Origin of the sequence: Sphingopyxis sp. YF1, assembly GCF_022701295.1 — a bacterium.
Taxonomy (GTDB): Bacteria; Pseudomonadota; Alphaproteobacteria; order Sphingomonadales; family Sphingomonadaceae; genus Sphingopyxis.
Map to the genome: position 1 here is coordinate 1,647,124 of NZ_CP033204.1, position 21,354 is coordinate 1,668,477.

General features: G+C 65.6%; 17 protein-coding genes and 2 tRNA genes. 12 read left to right on the forward strand and 7 right to left on the reverse strand.

What is annotated here, in order from left to right; genetic code table 11:
• Positions 1-3: 3 nt before the first annotated feature.
• Together lptG and lptF are read right to left on the reverse strand one after the other, a co-directional pair.
• Positions 4-1,101 carry an LPS export ABC transporter permease LptG gene (lptG, locus tag EAO27_RS08025; RefSeq protein ID WP_242779334.1) on the reverse strand — a complete coding sequence of 366 codons (1,098 nt, stop codon included), beginning with the start codon at positions 1,099-1,101 and terminating at the stop codon, positions 4-6.
• Positions 1,101-2,309, reverse strand: coding sequence for an LPS export ABC transporter permease LptF (gene lptF / locus EAO27_RS08030; RefSeq protein ID WP_278190141.1), 1,209 nt, complete (start codon positions 2,307-2,309; stop codon positions 1,101-1,103). Before lptF ends, lptG begins: the two co-directional genes overlap by 1 nt.
• 120 nt (positions 2,310-2,429) lie before the next feature.
• Here lptF and EAO27_RS08035 point away from each other — a divergent pair, with 120 nt between their 5' ends.
• From EAO27_RS08035 to EAO27_RS08045, 3 genes are read left to right on the forward strand one after another with little or no spacing between them, the layout of a single operon-like run.
• Positions 2,430-2,903: a DUF2141 domain-containing protein gene (locus EAO27_RS08035; protein ID WP_242779337.1), complete on the forward strand. Its 474-nt coding sequence runs from the start codon at positions 2,430-2,432 to the stop codon at positions 2,901-2,903.
• A 6-nt stretch (positions 2,904-2,909) separates the two neighbouring features.
• Positions 2,910-3,881: an acylglycerol kinase family protein gene (locus EAO27_RS08040; protein WP_242779340.1), complete on the forward strand. Its 972-nt coding sequence runs from the start codon at positions 2,910-2,912 to the stop codon at positions 3,879-3,881.
• A gap of 10 nt (positions 3,882-3,891) precedes the next feature.
• Positions 3,892-4,755: a hypothetical protein gene (locus EAO27_RS08045; protein ID WP_242779343.1), complete on the forward strand. Its 864-nt coding sequence runs from the start codon at positions 3,892-3,894 to the stop codon at positions 4,753-4,755.
• A 63-nt stretch (positions 4,756-4,818) separates the two neighbouring features.
• Here EAO27_RS08045 and EAO27_RS08050 read toward each other — a convergent pair whose 3' ends face one another.
• Entirely contained in the window at positions 4,819-7,134 is a 2,316-nt protein-coding gene (locus EAO27_RS08050) for a hypothetical protein (RefSeq protein WP_242779347.1), read from the reverse strand.
• Positions 7,135-7,271: 137 nt separating this feature from the next.
• On the opposite strand from EAO27_RS08050, the gene EAO27_RS08055 reads away from it, so the two are divergent.
• Positions 7,272-7,568 (forward strand): Hpt domain-containing protein, encoded by a 297-nt coding sequence (locus EAO27_RS08055; protein ID WP_242779350.1) that lies wholly within the window; start codon positions 7,272-7,274, stop codon positions 7,566-7,568.
• 160 nt (positions 7,569-7,728) lie between these two features.
• The gene (locus EAO27_RS08060; protein ID WP_242779353.1) at positions 7,729-9,030 is read left to right on the forward strand and encodes a tetratricopeptide repeat protein; all 1,302 of its coding nucleotides are present in this window, start codon (positions 7,729-7,731) and stop codon (positions 9,028-9,030) included.
• Positions 9,031-9,260: 230 nt separating this feature from the next.
• On the opposite strand, the gene EAO27_RS08065 is transcribed toward EAO27_RS08060, so the two are convergent.
• The gene (locus tag EAO27_RS08065) at positions 9,261-9,734 is read right to left on the reverse strand and encodes an Lrp/AsnC family transcriptional regulator (protein ID WP_242780513.1); all 474 of its coding nucleotides are present in this window, start codon (positions 9,732-9,734) and stop codon (positions 9,261-9,263) included.
• 166 nt (positions 9,735-9,900) lie between these two features.
• Here EAO27_RS08065 and EAO27_RS08070 point away from each other — a divergent pair, with 166 nt between their 5' ends.
• From EAO27_RS08070 to EAO27_RS08090, 5 genes are all read left to right on the forward strand, one after another.
• Positions 9,901-11,559 (forward strand): histidine kinase dimerization/phospho-acceptor domain-containing protein, encoded by a 1,659-nt coding sequence (locus EAO27_RS08070; protein ID WP_242779356.1) that lies wholly within the window; start codon positions 9,901-9,903, stop codon positions 11,557-11,559.
• Between the two features lie 35 nt (positions 11,560-11,594).
• Positions 11,595-12,617: a polysaccharide deacetylase family protein gene (locus EAO27_RS08075; RefSeq protein WP_242779359.1), complete on the forward strand. Its 1,023-nt coding sequence runs from the start codon at positions 11,595-11,597 to the stop codon at positions 12,615-12,617.
• A 52-nt stretch (positions 12,618-12,669) separates the two neighbouring features.
• Positions 12,670-12,745 (forward strand) — tRNA-Ile (locus EAO27_RS08080).
• A 58-nt stretch (positions 12,746-12,803) separates the two neighbouring features.
• Entirely contained in the window at positions 12,804-14,282 is a 1,479-nt protein-coding gene (locus EAO27_RS08085; protein ID WP_242779362.1) for a M20 family peptidase, read from the forward strand.
• A 36-nt stretch (positions 14,283-14,318) separates the two neighbouring features.
• Positions 14,319-14,395 (forward strand) — tRNA-Pro (locus EAO27_RS08090).
• Between the two features lie 442 nt (positions 14,396-14,837).
• Here the strand turns inward: EAO27_RS08090 and EAO27_RS08095 are convergent.
• Positions 14,838-15,950, reverse strand: a complete 1,113-nt coding sequence (locus EAO27_RS08095; RefSeq protein WP_242779365.1) for a citrate synthase family protein — start codon at positions 15,948-15,950, stop codon at positions 14,838-14,840.
• A gap of 21 nt (positions 15,951-15,971) precedes the next feature.
• Between EAO27_RS08095 and EAO27_RS08100 the strand changes: the two genes are divergently transcribed.
• Complete coding sequence (locus EAO27_RS08100; RefSeq protein WP_242779367.1) at positions 15,972-17,096, forward strand: citrate synthase/methylcitrate synthase; 1,125 nt, start codon at positions 15,972-15,974, stop codon at positions 17,094-17,096.
• 471 nt (positions 17,097-17,567) lie between these two features.
• Here the strand turns inward: EAO27_RS08100 and EAO27_RS08105 are convergent, their stop codons facing one another.
• Both EAO27_RS08105 and EAO27_RS08110 read right to left on the reverse strand, forming a co-directional pair.
• Positions 17,568-17,861 carry a hypothetical protein gene (locus tag EAO27_RS08105; protein ID WP_242779370.1) on the reverse strand — a complete coding sequence of 98 codons (294 nt, stop codon included), beginning with the start codon at positions 17,859-17,861 and terminating at the stop codon, positions 17,568-17,570.
• Positions 17,862-18,126: 265 nt separating this feature from the next.
• On the reverse strand, positions 18,127-19,548 hold the full coding sequence (locus EAO27_RS08110) for a M28 family peptidase (RefSeq protein ID WP_242779373.1): 1,422 nt from the start codon (positions 19,546-19,548) through the stop codon (positions 18,127-18,129).
• 124 nt (positions 19,549-19,672) lie between these two features.
• Here EAO27_RS08110 and ettA point away from each other — a divergent pair, with 124 nt between their 5' ends.
• Positions 19,673-21,352, forward strand: a complete 1,680-nt coding sequence (gene ettA, locus EAO27_RS08115; protein ID WP_242779376.1) for an energy-dependent translational throttle protein EttA — start codon at positions 19,673-19,675, stop codon at positions 21,350-21,352.
• Positions 21,353-21,354: the final 2 nt, after the last annotated feature.

Below are 21,354 nucleotides of genomic sequence, written 5' to 3' on the forward strand. Positions count from 1 at the left end.
CCGCTATTCCTCGGTTCGGATCAGGATCATTTCGCCGATCAGCGCGAAGAGGATGAAGGGCCCCCATGCAGCGAGGAAGGGCGAATAGGCCCCAAGATCACCCATCGCGAGCGCGAAGTTGTCGGCAACGAAATAGGCAAAGCCGAGCGCCATGCCAAGGATTGCGCGCACGAACAGCTTGCCTGATCGCGCGAGTCCGAAGGCCGCAACCGCGCCGAGAAGCGGCATGAGGATCGCTGACAGCGGGCCCGAAATCTTGTGCCAGAGCACGCCCTTCAACGCATCGACGGGTCGACCCGCAGCCTCAAGGTCGGCGATCGCGCTCTTGAGCTGGAGGAAGGGCAGTTCGTCGCCCTTGACCTGTGCGAGGGTGAACTGGTCGGGGCGTACGCCTTTGGCAGCAACGATTGTGCCGAGCTCCCGCACCGTGCCCGACCGGCGTATGAAACGGCTCGCGTTGGTAAACTCCCATCCGCCCGCGATCGCGCGTGCGCTGTCGGCGCGGAGGATCGACGACAGCACGCCGCCGGTGCGCTCATAGACCCGGACGCCGGTCAGTTTGACCGTGCCACCGGTCGTTTGCACCGTCTGCGCGTTGATCAGGTCGTCGCCGGCGCGCACCCAGATGTTGCTGCGTACCCCGTTGTCGACGGGGATTCGGGCGTATTCAACCTTTTGCCATGCGCTGAGCGAAGCGGTCGCGCGCGCGACGATCCGTTCGTTGAACGCAAAGCTGATTCCCGCAACCAGGAAGGCCGCCAGAAACAGGGGGGCAAGAACCTGATGCGCCGACATGCCAGCGGCTTTCATCGCGATAACTTCGCTGTTCTGGTTCAGTGTCGCGAGCGTCAGGATCGTGCCGAGCAGCACCGAAAAGGGCAGGAAGGTCTCGACGATCTGGGGCAGCCGGAGTCCGACATAGCGCCACACTTCGGAATCGCCATTGCCCGCGACCGCCAGAATCTTGCCGCTTTCGCCAAGCAGGTCTAGCGTCTGCAGCACGAGGACAAGCGCAAACAGGATGCCAAAGCTGCGGACCAGAAACAGGCGTCCAACATAAAGCGCCATCGTGCGTGAGGGGAAGAAGGACAATTGGTGCATCAGGTAACCCGCGTCTTGCGCTGGAATAGGCTAAGGAGGGCGCGCAGCTTCTGTCCAGCCTTGGCGGCGACGCGCTCCAGCGCGCCGATCGGCTGGCCACCGGGGACGTGCGCGACAGTATAGTACATCCAGATCGCGAGCGCCGAAAAAAGCAGGAAGGGCACCCACAGGGCGATGATCGGGTCGACGGTGCCGCGCGCGCCAAGATCCTCGGCATATTGGTTGATCTTGTGCTGCGTAACCAAGATTACGATCGACAGGAACACGCCGAGCGATGAGGTCGATCGCTTTGGCGGGATGGCGAGCGCGATCGCGATCAGCGGGATCAGGAACATCGACATCACTTCGACGATGCGAAAGTGAAAGTTCGCTCTCGTTTCGAGCCGGGTCGCCAGTGGGGTCGCGCTGTCCTTACCGACAACGAAAAGCTCGGGGATCGTCAGTTCGCGGTCCGCACCGCCTCGAGTGCGAAAGGCGTCGATCTTTGGCAGCGGGATCGGCAGGTCGTGATTGTCGAACGTCAGCACGCGCGGGACCGAAAATTTTGGCGATTCGTGGATCAGTACGCCGCGCGTCAGACGGAGGATGATCGTGTTCGGATCGTCGGTCGCGAGGAATTGCCCCTGCGCGGCGGTCGCCGATACGCTCTGGCCGTCCTTGTTGACGCCGCGAACGAAAATGCCGCGCAGGCTGCGACCGTCGTTATAGCTTTCCTCGATGCGCAGTGTCATCCGACTGCCGAGATTGGTGAATTCGCCGACCTTGATCGACGCGCCGAGTGCGCCCGAGCGCAGTTCGAACTGCAACCCCTCATAGGCGTAGCGCGCATAGGGCTGGATGAAACCGACGATCGCGAGGTTGAGCGCCGCGAGTGCAATGGCGTAGGCGAAGGGTACGCGCATCAGGCGCCCGAAGCTCATGCCGACACCCTTGAGCACGTCGAGTTCGCTCGACGTCGCGAGACGGCGGAAGGCAAGGAGGATACCGAGCATCAGCCCGATCGGGATGCCGAGTGAAAGATATTCGGGAATCAGATTGGCAAGCATTCGCCAGACGACGCTGACCGGGCCACCTTCGGTAGCCACGAAATCGAACAGCCGCAGCATCTTTTCGAGGACGAGCAGCATTGCCGACAGGACGAGCGTGCCGAGCATGGGGAAGAAGATGAGCCGCGCGATGTAGCGGTCGATGGCGGGGAGTCTATTCAAGCTTTCGTCGCCCCATCACCATGATTTGGCCGCAAATGGTCCCGATATGCCGATTCAAGGGCGACAGGGACCCATGTCAGCGTGGCTGAGATGGCTATAACCATTGGGAGCTAGTGCGTCATGTCGAAATTTTTGTCGACGTCGCTCTGCGTGGCCCTGCTGACTGTCTCGGTAGCGGCGAATGCAAGCGGTCAGGTCGTTACGAATGATCTGTCGAAGTGCAAGAACGGGCCGTCGACGCTCGTCCACATCACCGGAATCAAGGCCGGAACCGGCAAACTTCGCGTGCAGAGCTATCGCGCGACGAATGCGGACTGGCTGGCGAAGGGCCGCTGGATCAATCGCATCGAAGTGCCTGCGCGCGCCGGGTCGATGACGGTGTGCGTGCCGCTGCCCGAAGAGGGCAGCTATGGCATAGCCGTGCGTCATGACGTCAACGGCAATGGCAAGACCGACCTGCGTTCCGACGGCGGCGGGATGTCGAACAATCCGAGCATCAGCATCTTCAACCTCGGCAAGCCGAGCTACAAGAAGACGGCCTTCGCAGTCGGCAATGCGCCCAAGACGATCTCCATCACCATGAAATATATGTAGGACACATTGGCCAGCGTCGCGCTCCTTTCCAATCCGCGCTCCACGGGGAACCGCTCGCTGCTTCCGCGCGTCCGCGAATATTGCGCCGCGCATCCTGATATCTTCCATTATGAGGTCGAGGACGTCGATCAGATCGGCGAAGCCATTCGTACCATCGCGATGGTCAGCCCGCGGGTCGTCGCGATAAACGGCGGTGACGGTACGGTCCAGGCGGCGCTGACCGAGCTCTATTCCGGTGGCCATTTCGGTGGCTCACCGCCTCCTGTCGCGGTGCTGCCCAATGGCAAGACCAACCTGATCGCGCTCGACCTTGGGGCCGAGGGGGATCCGATCAAGGCGCTGGAACGGGTTGTCGAGCTCGTCGAATCGGGCCGGCTCGAGGATCATGTGATCGAACGCCAACTGATCGCGCTCGACAGCGGTGGCACCCGTCCGGTGCTCGGCATGTTTCTTGGCGGCGCCTATCTTGCCGACGTGATGCTTTATTGCCGCCATCGCATCTATCCGCTCGGCCTGCCCAACGGCGTGTCGCATTTCCTGGCGGCGATGCTCGGCCTGTTCGCGATGCTGTTCGGGCTCGGTGGCGGTCGTCTGCCGCCCAAGCCCGAACCGATGACGGTGTCACTAATCCGGCAGGGCGAGTTCAAAGGCAAATTCTCGCTATTGATCGTCACGACGCTCGAGAAGCTGCTCCTCAGCATTCGCACCAACGATCATGCGGGTGAAAGCGGCAAGATGAAGTTGCTCGCGGTCGAACGCGGCCTTGGTGCGTTGGTGCGCATGCTCGGCGCGACTTGGCGCGGCACCTTGGGACAGCGTCAGCTCGAAGGTGTCCATTTTGAGCAGGGCGACGAGATTCGCATCGAAGGCAAACGTTCGAACGTCATCCTTGACGGTGAGATTTTTGAGGCGAAGGGCGGCAAGCCGATCATCCTGACCTCGACCCAGCCGGTGCCCTTCCTTCGCCTTGCGGCCTGATGGCCCGCCCATGCTCGATACGCTGACCGACCTTGTCCGTACCGAACTCGCGCTTCCGGTCGATCCGCGTGTCGCCGCGATGGCCGCTGCGCTCGCCGCCCAATATCCGGGATCGGCGCGCGCGGTGCTCTTTTACGGGAGCTGCCTGCGCGAGACCCAGCTCGACGGGTTGATGCTCGATTTCTACGTGATCGTCTCGGACTATGGCGATGCCTATGACCGGCGCTGGCTCGCTGTCGCTAATCGGCTGATCCCGCCCAATGTCTTTCCGTTCCAGTCGGGCGAGCTCATCGCAAAATATGCGGTACTCAGCGAGGCCGATTTTCACCGGTTGAACGGCGCCGAGACGCGCAACGTGTCGGTGTGGGCGCGCTTCGCGCAGCCTTCTCGGTTGGTTTGGGTGGTTGATGACACCGCTGCCGCTTACGTCGTTGCAGCCGTAGCGCGCGCGGCGCCGGCGCTGCTGGCCGCCGCCGGCCGCGTTGCGGGCGAGGATATGCTCGACTGGTGGCGCCGCGCCTTTCGGCTGACCTATTCGGCCGAACTCCGCGCCGAGCGCAAGGGACGCGCCCAGTCGGTGGTCGATGCCGACCCCGAGCGCTATCGCCGTTTCGGGCCGCCCGCGGCCGACGCGATCCCGGCCACCGCACGGAGCGGCGGCTGGGCGCGGCGCCGCATGGAGGGGAAGGGGCTCAGCATCCTCCGCCTTGCCAAGGCGAGCCTGACCTACGCCGGCGGGATCGACTATCTGGCGTGGAAGATCAACCGCCACGCGGGAACGGCGATCGAGATCAAGCCATGGCAGCGCCGCTGGCCGCTCCTCGCCGCGCTGACGCTGGTCCCGCGGCTGATGAAAAGCGGGGCCATCCGCTGACGCGGATTTCGTTCGACCGGGGAGAAAAGCCTCCGCTGCCGGTCCAATCGACGCGCTTTCTTCCTAGCCCCGCAGGCGGTCGATGGCCTGCGCCAGCGCAACATAGAGCTTGCCGATATCCGACGAGAGCAGGGTCACGCTGATCGCCGATCCGTCGCGGGCGCCCATCAGCAGGCGCAGCATCGCTTCGAAATCGTGGATGAACTGGTTCACCGCGGCATGGAAGGCATCGTCATTCTGATAGACGCGGAGGATTTCCCTGGCCTCGCCATTTTCGAGCAGCTTAACCGCGCGCCGGGCAAAGACCCCGCGGTCGCCCTTCAGATAAGCGTCCCACGCGGTATCGCTGACGTCGCTCGACAGGATCTTGGTCACGTCGATCGCCGTCGACTTGAGCGATTCGGTGAGCAGCCCGACCTGCTTGGCCAGCGAATCGCGATCCGATGATGCAATGGCGGCTTCGGCCTCGGCGGCGCGGGCCTCGACGTTCGCGCTCGTGTCCATGATCGTGATCAGCTGGCGCATCAGCCGGTCGGTGGCGTTGTTCGCGGCTTCGACCGCCCGTTCGGACGCCGCGCCGATCGCATCGAGCTGGGTCCTGACCTCGGTCTGGAAGGCCGCATCGATCGCCTCGGCCGCGGTCGTCTGCATGGCTTCGCGCGCGCCGGCGGCGAGGCGATCGAGCGTGGTGCGCGCCTGTTCGGCGGCGGTGTCGGCGGTGCGGCGCACATCCTCCAGCGTCGCGATCATCTTTGCGCCGCCCTGATCGGCAAAGGCGTCCGCGCCTTCGCGCAGGCGCGCAAAGGCGGCGTCGGCTTCGGCGAGCGCGGTCTTGACCCGTTCGACCTGCGCCTGCTGGCTTTCGGCCTGACTCGCCATCTGGGTCTCGTTCGATATCAGCGTCGCCTGCACCGCATTGACGTGCGAGAGGGTCGACTGGGCGACCAGTTCGGAGGCCTCGAGCAGGGGACGCAGTTCGCCGAGCGAGGTCTTGGTCGCCTTGCCGTGCGCCGCCATACGATCGATCGCGTGCGGCAATGTCTCATCCATTTCGCGCGTCACCGCATCGAGTGCGAGCAGCAGCGATTCGGCATGCGAGATCAGCTGGCGCGCCGAACCATTGCCCTTTTCGGTCTGATCCATGAAGGCGGCGAGCTGTGCCTTGGTGTCGTCGATCGCGCGGCCGATGACCCCCGCGCTCGCCGACACGCTGACGTCGAGGAATTCGAGCCGGTCGCCGATCTCGGCGACATGACCGGCCACCTGCGCGGACAATTGTTCGCTTGCCTGACCATGCGCAGCAAGCCGCGCGCCGATTTCATCGCTCGCACCGCGCGCGACCGCCAGACGATCGTCGAGCTGGCTCGCGGCCGTCGCGACGCCTTCGCCGAAGGCCTTCCAGGTTTCGCCAAGCCTGGCGTTGACCGCCTCGACCGTCGCGGTCAGCTCGTGCTGGGCCGCATTGGCCGCAAGCGTCATCTGGGTCAGCGCGGCGTCATGCGCTTCGGTTACCTGCGCCGAGGTTGCCAGCAATTCGCTTTCAGCCTGCCGGGTGCGGCTTTCGATCGTTCCGATGGCATCGGCGAGCGCCGATACGGATTCCTCGCCGGTTTGGGCGGCCTTCGCCGCTTCCTCGGCGAGTGCGGCGAGCCGGGCTTCCAGACTGGCGCCCTGCTGGTGCGCAACGAGCCCCGCCTCGCGGAAATTGCCTGCCAGCCGTTGCGCCACATCGTCGATGCGCGGGAGCCCCGCGAGCAATCCGTCCATCCGCTGCATGGCGACGTCGCCCGACCGCGCGAGCTGGTCGTGCGCATTCGCGATCACCGACGCGTTGGTCGCGAGCCTGTCGCTGCTTTCGCTCAGCCGCGCGACCGTATCGAGCCCGAGTTGCTGGACGATCATCGCCTGTTCGGCGAGCTGGCGCTGGGCGTCGGCGAGGTGCAGCCCGAGCGAATGCATCGACTGGTTGAGCGCCGCATTCTGGTCGCGCAACGCGGTTGCAACACGCGCGAATCGTGCCTGTTCCGAGCGTCCCGATCGCAGCCAGGCCATCCAAAGCACCGCGAGCAGCGTCAGCGGCATCGCAATGGTCGCGATCAGGCCGGCCCATTCGGTCATCGCCGGCGCGCGCGCAAAGCCCGATGTCCCGGCCGCAAGCGCGAAGATCGTCCAGCCCACGGCAAGCAGGCCGACCAGAGCGGGAGCAAAACGGTCACGGAAGGGGGAGGGGGCCGCCATGTCGTCATCGGCTTCGCCCGCGTCGGCGAGCGCCTCCGTATCGAGCCAGTCGCGTTCGGGGCGCACGGCGACACCCGCCGGGCCCTCCGCGTCAGCAGGCGGTTCAACAGGTGCCGCGGTTGCGGCCTCGGGCTCTGCCATCTGGCCGTCCTTGTCTCCGTTCGTTGCGGAATTCCGCCACAAACCGACGATTTTCTTGTCCCCCGTCATCGGGCCATCATAGCAGCAAATGCCCGCCACGAAACGGAAACTTAACCATGCGCTGTCAAGGCTGTGGAATGTCCTTCGACAGTGGGCCCCTCGATCGCTATCTGACGGCCGCGATCGGCGATGACGCGGCGATGGCTGCCGACCTGCGTAGCGCCTTTACCGACAGCGCGCGCGAACTCGCCGATCTGATGCGGCGGGCGCGTTGCGATGCCAACTGGAACGTCGCGGCGTTGCGGCTGAAAGGGCTGGCGGCGACGTTCGGAATCGTTCCGCTCATCGAACTGGCGGAAGAGGCGATGGCGGGCGCCCCGGGCGACCCCGCGGTGCTGCGCGACATCAACCGGGCGATCGACGTCCTCGCCTGAGCGGGCGCGGCGGTTCAATCATCGTTCAGCCGCCCCCGACCATAGCAAATTTCGACGGCCTGTCTTGCCTTGGCAACGCTTGGGGTTTAGCCGCGTTTCGCGACAGCGGCTTCCGATAGCGCGCCTGCGCGCGAGGCCGAATCGTAAGGAGAGATTTCAGATGTTCACCCGTTTTCGCTCGATGCCCGCGACGGCAATGGCCGCCGTGCTCGGCTGCGCGCTGATCGCGACCGCCGCCGTGCCTGCCGCCGCCCAGGACAAGCCCAAGAAGGAAAAGAAGGGCAAGCAGGAAGAGGCCAAGGGCACCACGGTTGCCGTGAGCAAGGCTTTTGGCCCGGCGGTGAAGAAGATGCAGGACGCGAGCAATGCCAAGGATTCGGCTGCGCTGGCAGCCGCAATCGCCGAAGGCAGCCCGTCGGCGACGACCGACGAGGATCGTTACTGGATCGGCCAGTTCACCCTGCAACTCGGCATCCAGACCAACGACAAGGCAAAGCAGGCGGCGGGCCTCGACGCCATGCTGGCATCGGGCAAGACGCCGCCGGAGAGCCTTGCGACCTATAATTTCTTCTCGGGCAATTTTGCCTATGGCGACAAGGACTATGCCAAGGCCGCCGAGCGGCTCGAGGCCGCCAAGGCAGGGGGCTCGAAGGAGCAGCAACTCGACCTGCTGCTGATGGACAGCTATATCCAGAGCAATCAGGTCGATCGGGGGATTGCGGTCGCCAAGACGGCGATCGAGGCGAACCGTGCTGCGGGTCAGCGTCCGTCCGACGAACTCTATGTTCGCCCGATCAAGGCGTTGCAGGCTGCGAAGCGCAACGATGAAGCGCTGGATATGATGACGCTGCGCATGCGCGATTTCAACCAGCCGCAGGTGTGGCGCCAGACGCTGTTCATCCTGTTGCAGCAGAGCGGCGAAAACAAGGAAATCGCGCTCGACACGCTGCGCCTGATGCGCGCGACCAATTCGATGCTCCAGCGTCCCGAATATCTGGAATATGCAACGCTTGCGACCGAAGCCGCACTGCCCGGCGAAGTGGTTTCGCTGATCAAGGCCGGCAAGGCGAGCAACGTCATTCCGCAGGCCGACGCGCGGCTCGACGAGATCGCCAAGGCGCAGGGCGAACGCATCGGCGACGAGGAATCGACGCTGACCGCCTATGCGGCCAAGCCCTCGACGCTGTCGAACCCCAAGGTTGCAGGCGCGACGGGCGATGCGATGGTCGGCTACGGCCGCTACGCCGATGCGGTGCCGCTCTACAAGGCGGCGCTTGCAGCCGGCGGCGACAAGGAGCTGTGGACCTATCGCATGGGCGTCGCACAGGCGCTGGCGGGAGACGCCGCAGGCGCCAAGGCGAGCTTCGCGCAGGTCACGGGCGCGCGCAAGCGGCTCGCGCAGCTGTGGACCATCAAGCTCGATGGGGGCGCAGCGCCCGCAGCCGCCACCGCGGCTGGCTAGAGCATCGTGCGTTAAATTCGCATCATGCCCAAGTCCGTTTGTGCTGAGCTTGTCGAAGCACCGTTCTTCTTCCTTCACCGTTGAAAGGAAGGACGGCCCTTCGACAAGCTCAGGGCGAGCGGTTCATATTGAAGGCACGGCTGGCTAGTTCACCGGCCCAGAACAGAAAGGGCGCCGCTCCCATCGGGACGGCGCCTTTTCTTTTGGGCACGTGCCTGTGGCGCCGAACGTCAGAGTTCGACCGGAATTCCTGCCAGCTGCTTGGCCGTCCGGATCGTCAGAGACGTCTTGACGCTGGTGACGTTGGGGGCCGATGTCAGATGGGCGGTGAGGAAGGACTGGAAGCTCTGGAGGTCGCGGGCAACCACCTTGAGCAGGAAATCGATCTCGCCGTTCAGCATGTAGCATTCGCGCACCTCGGCCAGCGCGCCGACATAGTCCTCGAAGGCCTTGAGGTCGGCTTCGGCCTGGCTGCGCAGGCTGACCATCGCGAACACGGTGATGCCGTACCCCAGCTTCGCCGCGTCGAGATCGGCATGGTAGCTCCGGATCACTCCCGACTCTTCGAGCGCGCGGACTCGACGCAGGCACGGAGGCGCCGTGAGGCCCACCATCTGGGCAAGCTCGACATTCGTCATTCGGCCGTTTTTCTGTAGTTCCTGCAGGATCTGGAGGTCGATCTGATCGAATTTCTGGCTCGCCATCATTGTAACTTCCGTTTCCTCTGATGGTGGCGACCATAATAATATTTCAGGTGATTGCAATTGTCCCACAATGCGACGCGGATGGTTAAGCCGCTTTCATGACCCGGGGATTCACGCTAGCCGGTAAAGATACGCTAACCAATAAAGGGGTGGGGGACCGCACCGCGTGACTGCCGATACGATGATTGCGACGATCTTGCGTCAGTCCCCGGTGGACCGGCGTTCGTCGGTCGCTGCGTGGCGTCAGCTCTCCGATATTCTGGCTCAGCGCGGCAATCAACTGGCCGATGAGGATATTCGCCGGTCGCTGCACGCGCTAGCCGTTCTGCGGCCGCATGTTCCCGAAGGCGTGCGCCGCGACTGCGCCCGCTCGATCGCACGGCACAGCCGGTTTGCGCCGATCGTCGCGCTTTACGCCAGCGACGTGCCGAGCGTGTCGCTCGCGATGCTGCGCGATGCCCAGCTCGCCGAAGAGGACTGGCTTGCCCTGCTGCCCGCCACCGGCCCGATGGCGCGTTCCTTCCTCGCGGCGCGTGCCGACCTGCCGGACGGCGTGCGGCGTGCGCTCGTGGCGCTCGGCGCTGCGTCGGTGGCGCTGCCGCAGCCCGAGACGGTGGCGGAGATCGAGGAGGAGGCCGCGCAGCCCGTGCTGGCGACACCGGTTCGCGATCCCGACGCCGGGACGAGCCAGATCAGCGAACTGGTGCGCCGGATCGACAAGTTCCAGTCGGCGCGCGGCCAGCAGGTCGCCGAAGCCCGCCCGGCCGTTATGCCGCGCGAATCCTTCCTGTTCGAAACGGGACCTGACGGGATCATCCACTGGGTCGAAGGCGTCGCGCGCGGGGCGGTGATCGGGCTGTCGATAGCCGAAGTGGCGCTCGGCGGCGAGCCGGGCGCGGACGGCGTGGCGGCGGGGGCATTCCGCCAGCGCGCCGAAATGATCAACGCGCGGATGATCGTGGAGGGCGCCGACAGCGATTCGGGCGAATGGCGCTTTTCGGCCTTGCCGTGGTTCGACCGTGCGACCGGACAGTTTCGCGGTTACCGCGGCAGCGCGCGGCGGCCGCAACGCAACGAGATGCCCTATGGCCTCGCCGCGGGGGACGGAGCGGGCGATTCGATCCGGCAGCTGATCCACGAACTGCGCAGTCCGCTCAACGCCATCTCGGGTTTCGCGCAGATCATCTCGGGACAGATGTTCGGCCCGGTCAGCCAGGCCTATCGCGCGATGGCGGACACGATCGTCGCCGATGCCGCGGCGATCCAGGCGATCATCGACGATCTGCAAGTCGCGACGACCGCGGCGCCCGAGCCCTCGCTGCCGGTCGGTGTCGCGTCCGACATCGCGGCGGTGACGGCGCAGGTCGAGCGGGACCTGGCGCCGCTGCTGGCCGAACATGGGGTCGGCATCAGCCTCGCACGCGTCGGCGGCCCGTTCCATGCCGCGGTTGACGAGATCGCGGCCCGCCGGATGATCGGCCGCCTCGTCACGGCGCTCGTCGACGTCGCCGAATCGCACGCGTCGCTGGTGGGGCAGCTGCTCATCGAACCCGCAGACGGGCCGATGCTGCAATTGCGCATCGTGCGCCCGGCCGCGATCCGGTTCACCCCGGCCCGCGATCTGCTCGACCCGAGCTACAGCCCCGAGGGCGAGGCGCCCGGCGCGGCGATCCTCAGCCTCGGCTTTTCGCTCCGGCTCGTCGACAGCCTCGCGCGCGCGGCGGGCGGACATCTCGACATCGGGCATAACGCCTTGACCTTGTACCTGCCGTCGGCCAACCCGGCGTTCGCGGCCGGTCCCGAGGCCGGGTCGCGCAGCGACTGATCGGGGCGGGGACCCGCTTGCAGGGGGAAGGCTCGGTGCAACGGGCGGGCAATCTGTTGAAGCCACCGTCGGCGACCGACATGATCAGGCTCGCGCCGGGCGAGGCCCCGCGCTTCTGGGTCACGATCGACACCGAAGAGGATTTCGACTGGACCGCGCCCTTTGCGCGCAGTGGCTACCGGCTCGACTCGGTGCCCGCGCTCGCCGACTGCCAGGCCTATTTCGAGCGTGCCGGGGTTCGTCCCATCTATCTTGTCGACTGGCCGATCGTCGGCGACGATCGCGCGGTGGCGATCCTCGGCGCGGCGCAGGCGGCCGGACGGTGCGAGATCGGCGCCCAGCTCCATCCCTGGGTCACGCCGCCCCACGACGAAGAGGTGACCGCGTACAACAGCTATACCGGCAATCTGCCGGCCGGCCTCCAGCGTGCGAAGATGACCGCGCTGCGCGACGCGATCCGCGACCGCTTCGGCGTCGCCCCGATCATCTATCGCGCGGGGCGCTACGGGCTGGGGGACGAGAGCGCGGCGATGCTCGCCGAACTCGGCTTTCGCTGCGATACCTCGGTGCGCTCGGGCTTCGACTATCGTCCGGGGCACGGCCCCGACTATCGCGACGCGCCGCTCGCGCCGTGGTGGGTGGAAACCGGAGACCGTCCGGCGCTGGTCGAGGCGCCGGTGACCACCGTGTTCGGCGGGTGGCTGGGGCCGATGGCGGGGCGGTGGCTCTATCACCGCATTTCGGCGGGAACGCGTTCGGCGCTTGCGCGGCTGGGCCTCGCCGAACGCATCGCGCTGACCCCCGAAGGCATTCCGGCCGACAAGGCCTGCGCCGCGATCGACATCGCGCTGCGCGCGCGCCTGCCGCTCCTCAATTTCTCCTTTCATTCGCCGTCGCTTCAGCCCGGCAACACGCCCTATGTCCGGACCGAAGCCGACCTCGAGGCCTTCTATCGCTGGTGGGACGCGGTGCTGGCGCACCTCGCGCGCCGCGGGGTTGAGCCGACGACCGCGGCGGAAATGGTCGCGAGTGCGGACCGGCACCGGTCGCCCGCCTGATCGCGCTTGCCAAGGCTCGCCGCGCTCCGCTATCGCGGGCCGATCCCCACGGGGGCCTGTAGCTCAATGGTTAGAGCTGGCCGCTCATAACGGCTAGGTTGCGGGTTCGAGTCCTGCCGGGCCCACCATTTTCCTTGCAAATCAAGACCCGTGCCGCTCCATTGTCCGGACAAATGGGGGAGGGACATGATGGCGCGGAAACGGACGATCCTGCTTGGTGGACTGGCCGTCGTGGCGGTGCTGGCGGGGACCGCGGCGATCCGGACCGCCACCTTCGCGCCCGGCGACATCGCCGACGGCAGCGACACCAGGCTCGCCGCCGCGCCGGCGTACGACCTCGATGCCGCCGTCGCCCATCTGAGCGCCGCGACGCAGATTGCGACGATTTCGCACCAGGACCCGGCCGACAACCAGATCGCCGAATGGGACCGGCTGCACGCCTGGCTCGCGGCGACCTACCCCGCCACCCACGGCGCGATGACCCGCACGATCCTGCCCAACAAGACGCTGATCTATCACTGGCCGGGCAGCGACGCGTCGCTGGCGCCGATCATCGTCATGGCGCATCAGGACGTCGTGCCGGTGACCGAAGGAACCGAGAAGGACTGGAAATATCCCCCCTTTGCGGGGACGATCGCCGAACAGGCGGTGTGGGGCAGGGGAACCGTCGACGACAAGGGATCGCTGGTCGGCCTGTTCGAGGCGATCGAGGCGCTCGCGCGGGCCGGATTCAAGCCCCGGCGCGGCATCTACCTCGTGTCGGGCCACGATGAGGAAGTGGGCGGCACGGGCGCGCTCGCCGCCGCCGCGAAGCTGAAGGCCGACGGCGTCAAGGCGATCTTCACGCTCGACGAGGGCAGCCTCGTCATCACCGACACCCCCGTCGTCGGCGGCCCGGCGATCCTGATCGGCATCGCCGAAAAGGGCTATGCGACGCTGAAGGTGACCGCAAAGGCGCCCGGCGGGCATAGTTCGATGCCCCCGGCCGAGACCGGCGTCGGCACGCTTGCGCGTGCGATTACCGCGATCGCCGAAGATACTTTCCCGATCGAGGTCCGCGGTCCCGGGGCCGCGATGCTCGAATCGCTCGCCGCGGCGAAGGGCGGGACGACCAGGGCCGCGGTTGCCAATCAATGGCTGTTCGGACCGTTGCTCAGGCGTCAACTCGCCGCGACGCCTTCGACCGCCGCCGCGTTTCACACCACGATCGCGCCGACGATGCTGGAGGGCAGTCCGAAGGAGAATGTCCTGCCGCAATCGGCCAACGCCCTGATCAACTACCGGATCGCTCCATGGAACCGGTCGGCCGACGTCATGGCGCGCGCCAAGGAGGCGGTGGCGGGGCTGCCGGTCGACCTCGCGTGGGTCAAGCCGCCGCGCGAACCGTCGCGCGTCTCGTCGACCAGCTCGCAAGGGTGGAAATGGATCGCCGCCGCGGCGCGCGCCGACGCGCCCGATGCGGTCCTTGCGCCGATGCTCGTCGTCGGCGGGACCGACAGTCGCAGCATGGAGCCGGTGTCGGAGGACGTCTATCGTTTCATGCCGATGCATTTCACGCTGAAGGAATCGGCGATGATCCATGGCACCAACGAACATATGAAGATCGACAGCTTCAAGCGGATGATCGATTTCTATGCGCGGTTGATTGCGACGTCTGCAGGATAGACTTGGCGCGCCAGCCTGCTAAAGCCCCACCGGCGTCGGGGAGTGGCGCAGCCCGGTAGCGCGCTTGCTTTGGGAGCAAGATGTCGCAGGTTCGAATCCTGTCTCCCCGACCATTTCTGAAATTGGCTGAAATAGGCCGCTTCTACACCTCAATATGGCAAACCGTCGGGTGGGCGCAAGCGCGCGTCCGAACAGGCCGATGGCTGATTCCATTCGGCGACGTCGATAGGCACGAAATGTCAAGTCTAGGGTGGGAAGCGGACCGCGTCCATTTCCAGTCGTCATCCCGGCGAAGGCCGGGATCTCACCGGTGCATCATGGCTTGCAGGGCGGGATCCCGGTCTTCGCCGGGATGACGGAACATGACCGAATCCAGCCCTCCGTGCGCCCCGGCGAAAGCCGGGGTCCATTGCAGAAACACGCCGGGTTCGTGTCGGCATTCTGGGCCCGGCTTTCGCCGGGGTGCACATTTCTAGCGGCGACTAACGGCCACACATGACAGCGCGACAGCTCCTCGGTATCCGCGAAGCCATCTAATGCCGTTCGGCAGACCCGTCAGCTTCTACCCAAATATCGCGCGCGGGGTCGGATGATCGCACCGGTTGCCGTCTGCTCCAGAGCATGCGCTACCCAGCCCACCGTTCGGGCGATGGCAAACAAGGCAAAACTCGATCGCGGCGGCAATGCGTATCGGCGCGTGATCGCGAGAAGTGCAAAGTCGATGTTGGGTTCCAGTCCCAGCATGTCCATGACCGTATCCCGCAGCGTCGCAAACTCTCCGTCCGGCTGAATATTTGCGAGCAAAGCGCGTGCGCGCGGGTCGCCATAGGGATAGAGCGGGTGGCCAAATCCCGGCAGTCCATGTCCAGTTGCGAGCCAGCGCCCGATCGCGGCATCGGCGCCCATATTGATCGCCTCGAAGAGGAATGAGTCCAGCGCTACGCCGGCGCCGCCATGTTTCGGTCCCGACAGGGTCGCCAGTCCGGCAAGGATGCAGGCGGGCATTCCTGCACCCGTCGAAGCTGCGACGCGCACCGCGAACGTCGACGGGTTGAGCTCATGATCGGCGAGCAGGATCAGCGCCTCGCGGACCAGCTCCTCGCCTTCGGTATCGAGGGACCACGCCGAGGCGAGCCGCTGATGGATCGGCCCCGTCCCGACCGCGCCGAAAGCTGATGCCATCGTTGCGACGCACATCGCGCCTTCATCCACCAGCTTGGTGGTCGGCCTGCCAAGGAGCGAACGTGCTTTTCCGGCCGGTGCGGCGAGAGCCTGAAACGGGTCGCTGCTGGCGGCCGCCTCTGGAAAGACGATGGCGCCAGGCCGCTCCCACAAGAACGCCGCGACATCCTCCAGCCGCATGTGCGCGGCGAGGGCCGTGGCGGGCTGGTCGCGATAGATCAATTCCCCGTGGCTGACCGTCGCAATGGCGGTGGGGATCACGGGTTCGCCCCATGCCAGCGTGCTCGCTGCAACGGATGTTTGACGGCGCCCGCGCGCGCGCCGGTCAGCGAGCGCAAGAATATCGTCGCCCCGATAGAGGCTGCGCCGCGGGTCGGCGGGATCGGCGCGCCGCTCGATCTGACCCCGACTCACATAGGCATAGAGCGTCTGAGGCCGGACGCCCAGCTTCGCCAGCACCTCATCGCGGGTCATCCATTCGCGCATAATTGATTCACTTGATCAAGATTGATTCACTGGAACGAAGGGATCATCTCGCTCCTCGACAGTCAAGGAGCGGATGAAATGAACAATGGTCTTGAAGATGTCGTAGCGGCCGAAACGATCCTGTCGGATGTACGCGGCGCCGAAGGGCAACTCATCATCCGCGGACATCCGCTTACGGCATTGGCGGGGCGCTGGACCTTTGAGGAAACCGCGCATCTCCTGTTTACGGGCTTCTTTGCCGATCTGCCGGATGCAGCCGAATTTGCGCCAAGGCTGGGCGCGGCGCGCGTCGATATGTTCGAGGCGACGCGGAAATTCCTGGGATCGGCGTCGAAGCTGTCTGCCTATGATGGCATGCGCGCCGCGATGGCGATGTTGCCTGACGGCACAATGCTGCCTGATGCGCTACGCCTGCTAGCGGCCCCGGCCGTGCTCCTTCCCGCGCTGATCCGGTTGCAGGCAGGCGACGAACCCATCGCGCCTTCGGCCAGTGCAGGCCACGCGGCCGATGTGATCCGCATGTTGGGCCGATCGAGCGGCGCTGATGCGCTTGATACCTATCTCGTTACCGTGAGCGACCATGGCCTCAACGCCTCGACTTTCGCCGCGCGGGTGGTCGCCTCCACCCAGGCGGGGCTGACTTCCTCTGTGTTGGCAGGACTCGGTGCGCTCAAGGGGCCGCTTCATGGCGGGGCGCCCGGTCCGGTTATCGACATGCTCGATGCCATCGCGGCGGAAGGCGACAGCGCGAGCTGGATCGCGCGCGCGCTGGATGATGGCGAGCGCCTGATGGGGTTCGGACACCGCATCTATCGCACGCGCGATCCGCGCGCCGACGCCCTCAAGGCTGCGCTTCAGTCATTCGGGGGCGTCGATGCGCGGCTGCGTTTCGCCGAGAGCGTCGAACGTGTCGCGCTTGAGGCGCTTCACAAGCGCAAACCTGATCGCGTGCTCGAAACCAATGTCGAATTTTATACGGCGCTGTTGTTGGAGGCGGCAGGTTTCCCGAAGGAGGTGTTCACCGGCGTGTTTGCCATGGGCCGGGTGGCGGGCTGGCTTGCTCATGCCCGCGAGCAGGCACTGACGGGCCGGCTGATCCGTCCCGCCTCGCGCTATATCGAGCCCCTGACGAAAGAGGCGGCCTGAAGGGAAGTCGTCGCCCTCTCCGGGCCATAGTCAGATCGGGGTAGGTCGCGATGTCCGCTTTTCGATACTTCCGTACCGGAAGCCGGCAGGCTGCAACCGGCCACTCGTTGCCGCTCCTCCCTGTCGCGCAGCGATGGGGAGGTGGCAGCGCGCAGGGCTGACGGAGGGGCCGGCGCCGTCTTTCGGCTTGTCCACCACTCGCTGTGCGAGCGGTCCCGCGGGCGCAGCGCGCCGTCTTTGACTCGCCGCAGCGAGGACTTGCGACCGCAATCGGTTGCGTGCTGCCATTCGTGCGGTTCTGGACGGATGTTCGTGCGGCTGATCCCGCGGGAAACGGCCGCGCCTGCATGCTTCGCGAATGAACACGCGCGCGCGGATGCGTCCGGTGCCGGACAGGCAACGAAAAAGGCGGCCTTCCGCAATGGAAGACCGCCTCTTTTCGTTTCAGTCATTGCCCCGAAGGGCTGCGACTTACTTCTTGGCTTCAGCCGGAGCAGCAGCAGCAGCGGCCGGAGCAGCTTCAGCCTTCGCAGCGTCGGCGGCCGGAGCAGCAGCAGCGGCGTCAGCGGCCGGAGCAGCAGCTTCCGCACCAGCGGCAGCAGCGTCGGCACCAGCGGCAGCGGCGTCGGCGCCAGCAGCAGCGGCGTCGGCAGCGGCGTCAGCGGCCGGAGCTTCGGTGGTGGTGGCTTCTTCAGCAGCCTTTTCACCGCAAGCGGCGAGGGCGAACATGCTGGCAGCAACGGCGATAGCAGCAAACTTCTTCATGATGTGTGGCTCCCTAAAATGCCTTTCCGCGCTGGGGAAACTTTCCCGTCCCGCGAGCGGCGGGATTTAGCCGTTCCGTCCCAATCGTCAACAAAAATAATTGAGTTGTCCCGGAGAGGGCGGAAATCCTACTTTTTTGGTTGAGTATCGATGTCGTACCGAATCCCGGCGGCTGCGAGTCGCTTGCCACGATGTTCGCAGCGGCTGAGTCGCGGCGACCGGGCAGGGGGCAAATAGCCCGAGTGGCGGCCATGAAATGCGGCCGTCACTCCCCGAGTTCCGATGCGCTGCTGTTCGCGAGGATGTCGAGCGTCGCGGTCCAGGCGACGACATTCTGGCGGAGCTGCGCCGGATCGACCTTGTCGAGCGTGTCGTCGGCAGTGTGGTGGAGGTCGAAATAGCGCGTGCCGTCCTGTTGCAGGTCGACCGCCGCGGTTCCGGCCTGGACGAGCGCGCCGACGTCGGCACCGCCGCTCGCCGGATTGCGTCCGCGCGTGATGCCCAGCGGGGCGAGCGCGGCGGCGATGCGGTCGGCCACCGTCTTCGCGCTGTCGGGCAATTTGAAGTCGACGCGCCACACCTTGTCGGCACCGAAGTCCGATTCCATCGCGACCGCATGGCGCTGTGCACCATATTTGTCGAAATAGGCCTTGCCGCCGTGGACGCCGACCTCCTCGGCGCCTGCCCAGAGGATGCGGATGGTTCTTCGCGGTTGCCGTGCCGACATTACATATCTGGCCGCGGCGGTGATGATGCCGCATCCGGTGGCGTCGTCGATCGCGCCGGTGCCGAGATCCCAGCTGTCGAGGTGGCAGGCGACGATCACCGGGCTCGCCGCGGGATCGCTTCCCGGAACCTCGGCGATGACGTTGCCCGAGGCGCGCGGGCCAAGCAGCTGCGGCGTCAGCACCAGCTTGAGGCGCAGCGGTTCGGGTGTGTAGCCGAGCGGCGTCTCGTTGGTCCGCATCTGGAGCGTGCGTTTCCATTGCCGGACCAGCTGGTCGGCGTCGGGGTTCGAGACTGCGCCTGCGGGGATCGGCGTCACCCCGGGCTCAAAGCTCGTCACCCCGGTGTGCGGCGTGCGGTGGCTGTCGGTGCCGATCGAGCGGATCACCACGGCGATCGCCCCCTTTTTCGCGGCGGCATTGGGACCGGAAAAGCGCGCACGGCCGTAATAGCCGTAGCCGCTGCCATCCTGCGCCGCCTTCATCTGGTGGTCGATGAAGACGATCCTGCCCCTTACATAATGGTCGGGTGCCGCGACCAGATCGTCATAGCTCGCGAAATAGGCGACGGGACCTTCGATCCCCCCGCGCCCGGTCGATGCGCTGTTGCCCAGCGCCGCGATCGCCAGCGGTTGCGGATGGAACGGGCCGGTGAGCCAGGCCTGTTCCTCGCCGCGCACCCACGTCGGCATGTCGAAAGGCTCTTCGCGCACATTGGCGAAGCCGAGCTGTCCGAGCCGCGCCACGGCCCAGCGACGTGCGGCCGCCTCCGCCTCTGTGCCCGCCTGGCGCGGACCGATCTCCGTCGTCAGCCCCTCGGCGATCGACCAGGCGACGTCGTCGCCCTGCAGCGCCAGTTCGGCGGCGGTCGGTGGCGGGGGGATCGATGCGGCCGCGCCGGTTGCAACAAAAATCAGGGCGAGGCTCCCGGCGAGCCGGGCAGGGTGCGAAGAGGCCTTCATGATGCCGTCGTAACGGCCCGCCCCGCGCGCGCAAGCGCCGATTGCCAACCGCGCGCCCATTCGCTAACCGGCGCGCAACTCTCTTCGGCCGCGCATTGCGGCCCAGCCTCTACCGGAGCATTCCATGGCCGCCCAATATAGTTTCGTGATGAAAGGTCTGAGCAAGACCTATCCCGGCGCGCAGAAGCCGACGCTCAACAATCTGAGCCTGCAATTCTACCCCGACGCCAAGATCGGCATCGTCGGTCCGAACGGCACCGGCAAGTCGACGCTGATGAAGGTCATGGCGGGCATCGACAAGGATTTCACCGGCGAGGCCTGGCCGGGCGAGGCGATTACCGTCGGCTATCTGGCCCAGGAGCCGCAGCTCGATCCGGCCAAGACGGTCAAGGAAAATGTCATGGACGGCGTCCGCCCGGTCGCCGACATGATGGACCGCTTCAACGAGATCAGCGCGCTGATGGCGGACCCGCCGGAAGACGCCGATTTCGACGCGCTCATGGAGGAAATGGGCACGCTCCAGGAAAAGATCGATGCGGTCGACGGCTGGACGCTCGACAACCAGCTCGAAATCGCGATGGAAGCGCTGCGCTGCCCGCCGGGCGACTGGAGCGTCGAGAATCTGTCGGGCGGTGAAAAGCGCCGCATCGCGCTCACCCGCCTGCTGCTCGAAAAGCCGTCGATCCTGCTGCTCGACGAACCGACCAACCACCTCGATGCCGAAAGCGTCGCCTGGCTGGAAAAACATCTCGTCGACTATCCGGGCAACGTCATCCTCGTCACCCACGATCGCTATTTCCTCGACAATGTCGTGAACTGGATCCTCGAACTCGATCGCGGCCGCTATTTCGTCTACGAAGGCAATTATTCGACCTATCTCGAAAAGAAGGGCAAGCGCCTCGAACAGGAAGCGCGCGAGGACGCCGGTCGCCAGAAGGCGATCAAGGACGAACTCGAATGGATCCGGCAGTCGCCCAAGGCGCGTCAGGCGAAATCGAAGGCGCGTATCAAATCGTTCGACCAGCTCGTCGAAGCGCAGGAAAACCGGACGCCCGGAAAGGCGCAGATCGTCATCCAGGTTCCCGAACGCCTTGGTGGCAAGGTGATCGAGGTTGCGGGCATCTCGAAGGCCTATGGCGACAAATTGCTGTTCGAGGACCTGTCCTTCACGTTGCCGCCGGGCGGCATCGTCGGGGTCATCGGTCCGAACGGCGCCGGCAAGTCGACCCTGTTCAAACTGATCACCGGGCAGGAACAGCCCGACAGCGGCAGCGTCTCGATCGGCGATACCGTGCGCCTCGGCTATGTCGACCAGAGCCGCGACGCGCTCGACCCCAACAAGAATGTCTGGGAAGAAATCTCGGGCGGGCACGAGCTGATGAGCATCGGCAAGCACGAGATGCAGACGCGCGCCTATGTCGGCGCCTTCAACTTCAAGGGGGTCGATCAGCAGAAGAAGGTCGGCCAGCTGTCGGGCGGTGAACGCAACCGCGTCCACCTCGCCAAGATGCTCAAGGAAGGCGGCAACGTCCTGTTGCTCGACGAACCGACCAACGACCTCGACACCGAAACGCTCGCGGCGCTCGAAGAGGCGCTCGAAAATTTCGCGGGCTGCGCCGTGGTGATCAGCCACGACCGCTTCTTCCTCGACCGGCTTGCGACGCACATCCTTGCGTTCGAGGGCGACAGCCATGTCGAATGGTTCGAGGGCAATTTCGAATCCTATGAAGAGGACAAGATCCGCCGCCTCGGCGACGGCGCGACGCGTCCGCACGCGACGACCTACAAGAAGCTGACGCGCTGACC

Excerpts from the sequence above, each read along its gene's own strand:
- lptG (WP_242779334.1), bottom strand. The coding sequence starts at position 1,101 with ATGCACCAATTGTCCTTCTTCCCCTCACGCACGATGGCGCTTTATGTT.
- EAO27_RS08035 (WP_242779337.1), top strand. The coding sequence starts at position 2,430 with ATGTCGAAATTTTTGTCGACGTCGCTCTGCGTGGCCCTGCTGACTGTC.
- EAO27_RS08045 (WP_242779343.1), top strand. The coding sequence starts at position 3,892 with ATGCTCGATACGCTGACCGACCTTGTCCGTACCGAACTCGCGCTTCCG.
- EAO27_RS08050 (WP_242779347.1), bottom strand. The coding sequence starts at position 7,134 with ATGGCAGAGCCCGAGGCCGCAACCGCGGCACCTGTTGAACCGCCTGCT.
- EAO27_RS08055 (WP_242779350.1), top strand. The coding sequence starts at position 7,272 with ATGTCCTTCGACAGTGGGCCCCTCGATCGCTATCTGACGGCCGCGATC.
- EAO27_RS08060 (WP_242779353.1), top strand. The coding sequence starts at position 7,729 with ATGTTCACCCGTTTTCGCTCGATGCCCGCGACGGCAATGGCCGCCGTG.
- EAO27_RS08065 (WP_242780513.1), bottom strand. The coding sequence starts at position 9,734 with ATGGCGAGCCAGAAATTCGATCAGATCGACCTCCAGATCCTGCAGGAA.
- EAO27_RS08085 (WP_242779362.1), top strand. The coding sequence starts at position 12,804 with ATGATGGCGCGGAAACGGACGATCCTGCTTGGTGGACTGGCCGTCGTG.
- EAO27_RS08095 (WP_242779365.1), bottom strand. The coding sequence starts at position 15,950 with ATGCGCGAATGGATGACCCGCGATGAGGTGCTGGCGAAGCTGGGCGTC.
- EAO27_RS08105 (WP_242779370.1), bottom strand. The coding sequence starts at position 17,861 with ATGAAGAAGTTTGCTGCTATCGCCGTTGCTGCCAGCATGTTCGCCCTC.
- EAO27_RS08110 (WP_242779373.1), bottom strand. The coding sequence starts at position 19,548 with ATGAAGGCCTCTTCGCACCCTGCCCGGCTCGCCGGGAGCCTCGCCCTG.
- ettA (WP_242779376.1), top strand. The coding sequence starts at position 19,673 with ATGGCCGCCCAATATAGTTTCGTGATGAAAGGTCTGAGCAAGACCTAT.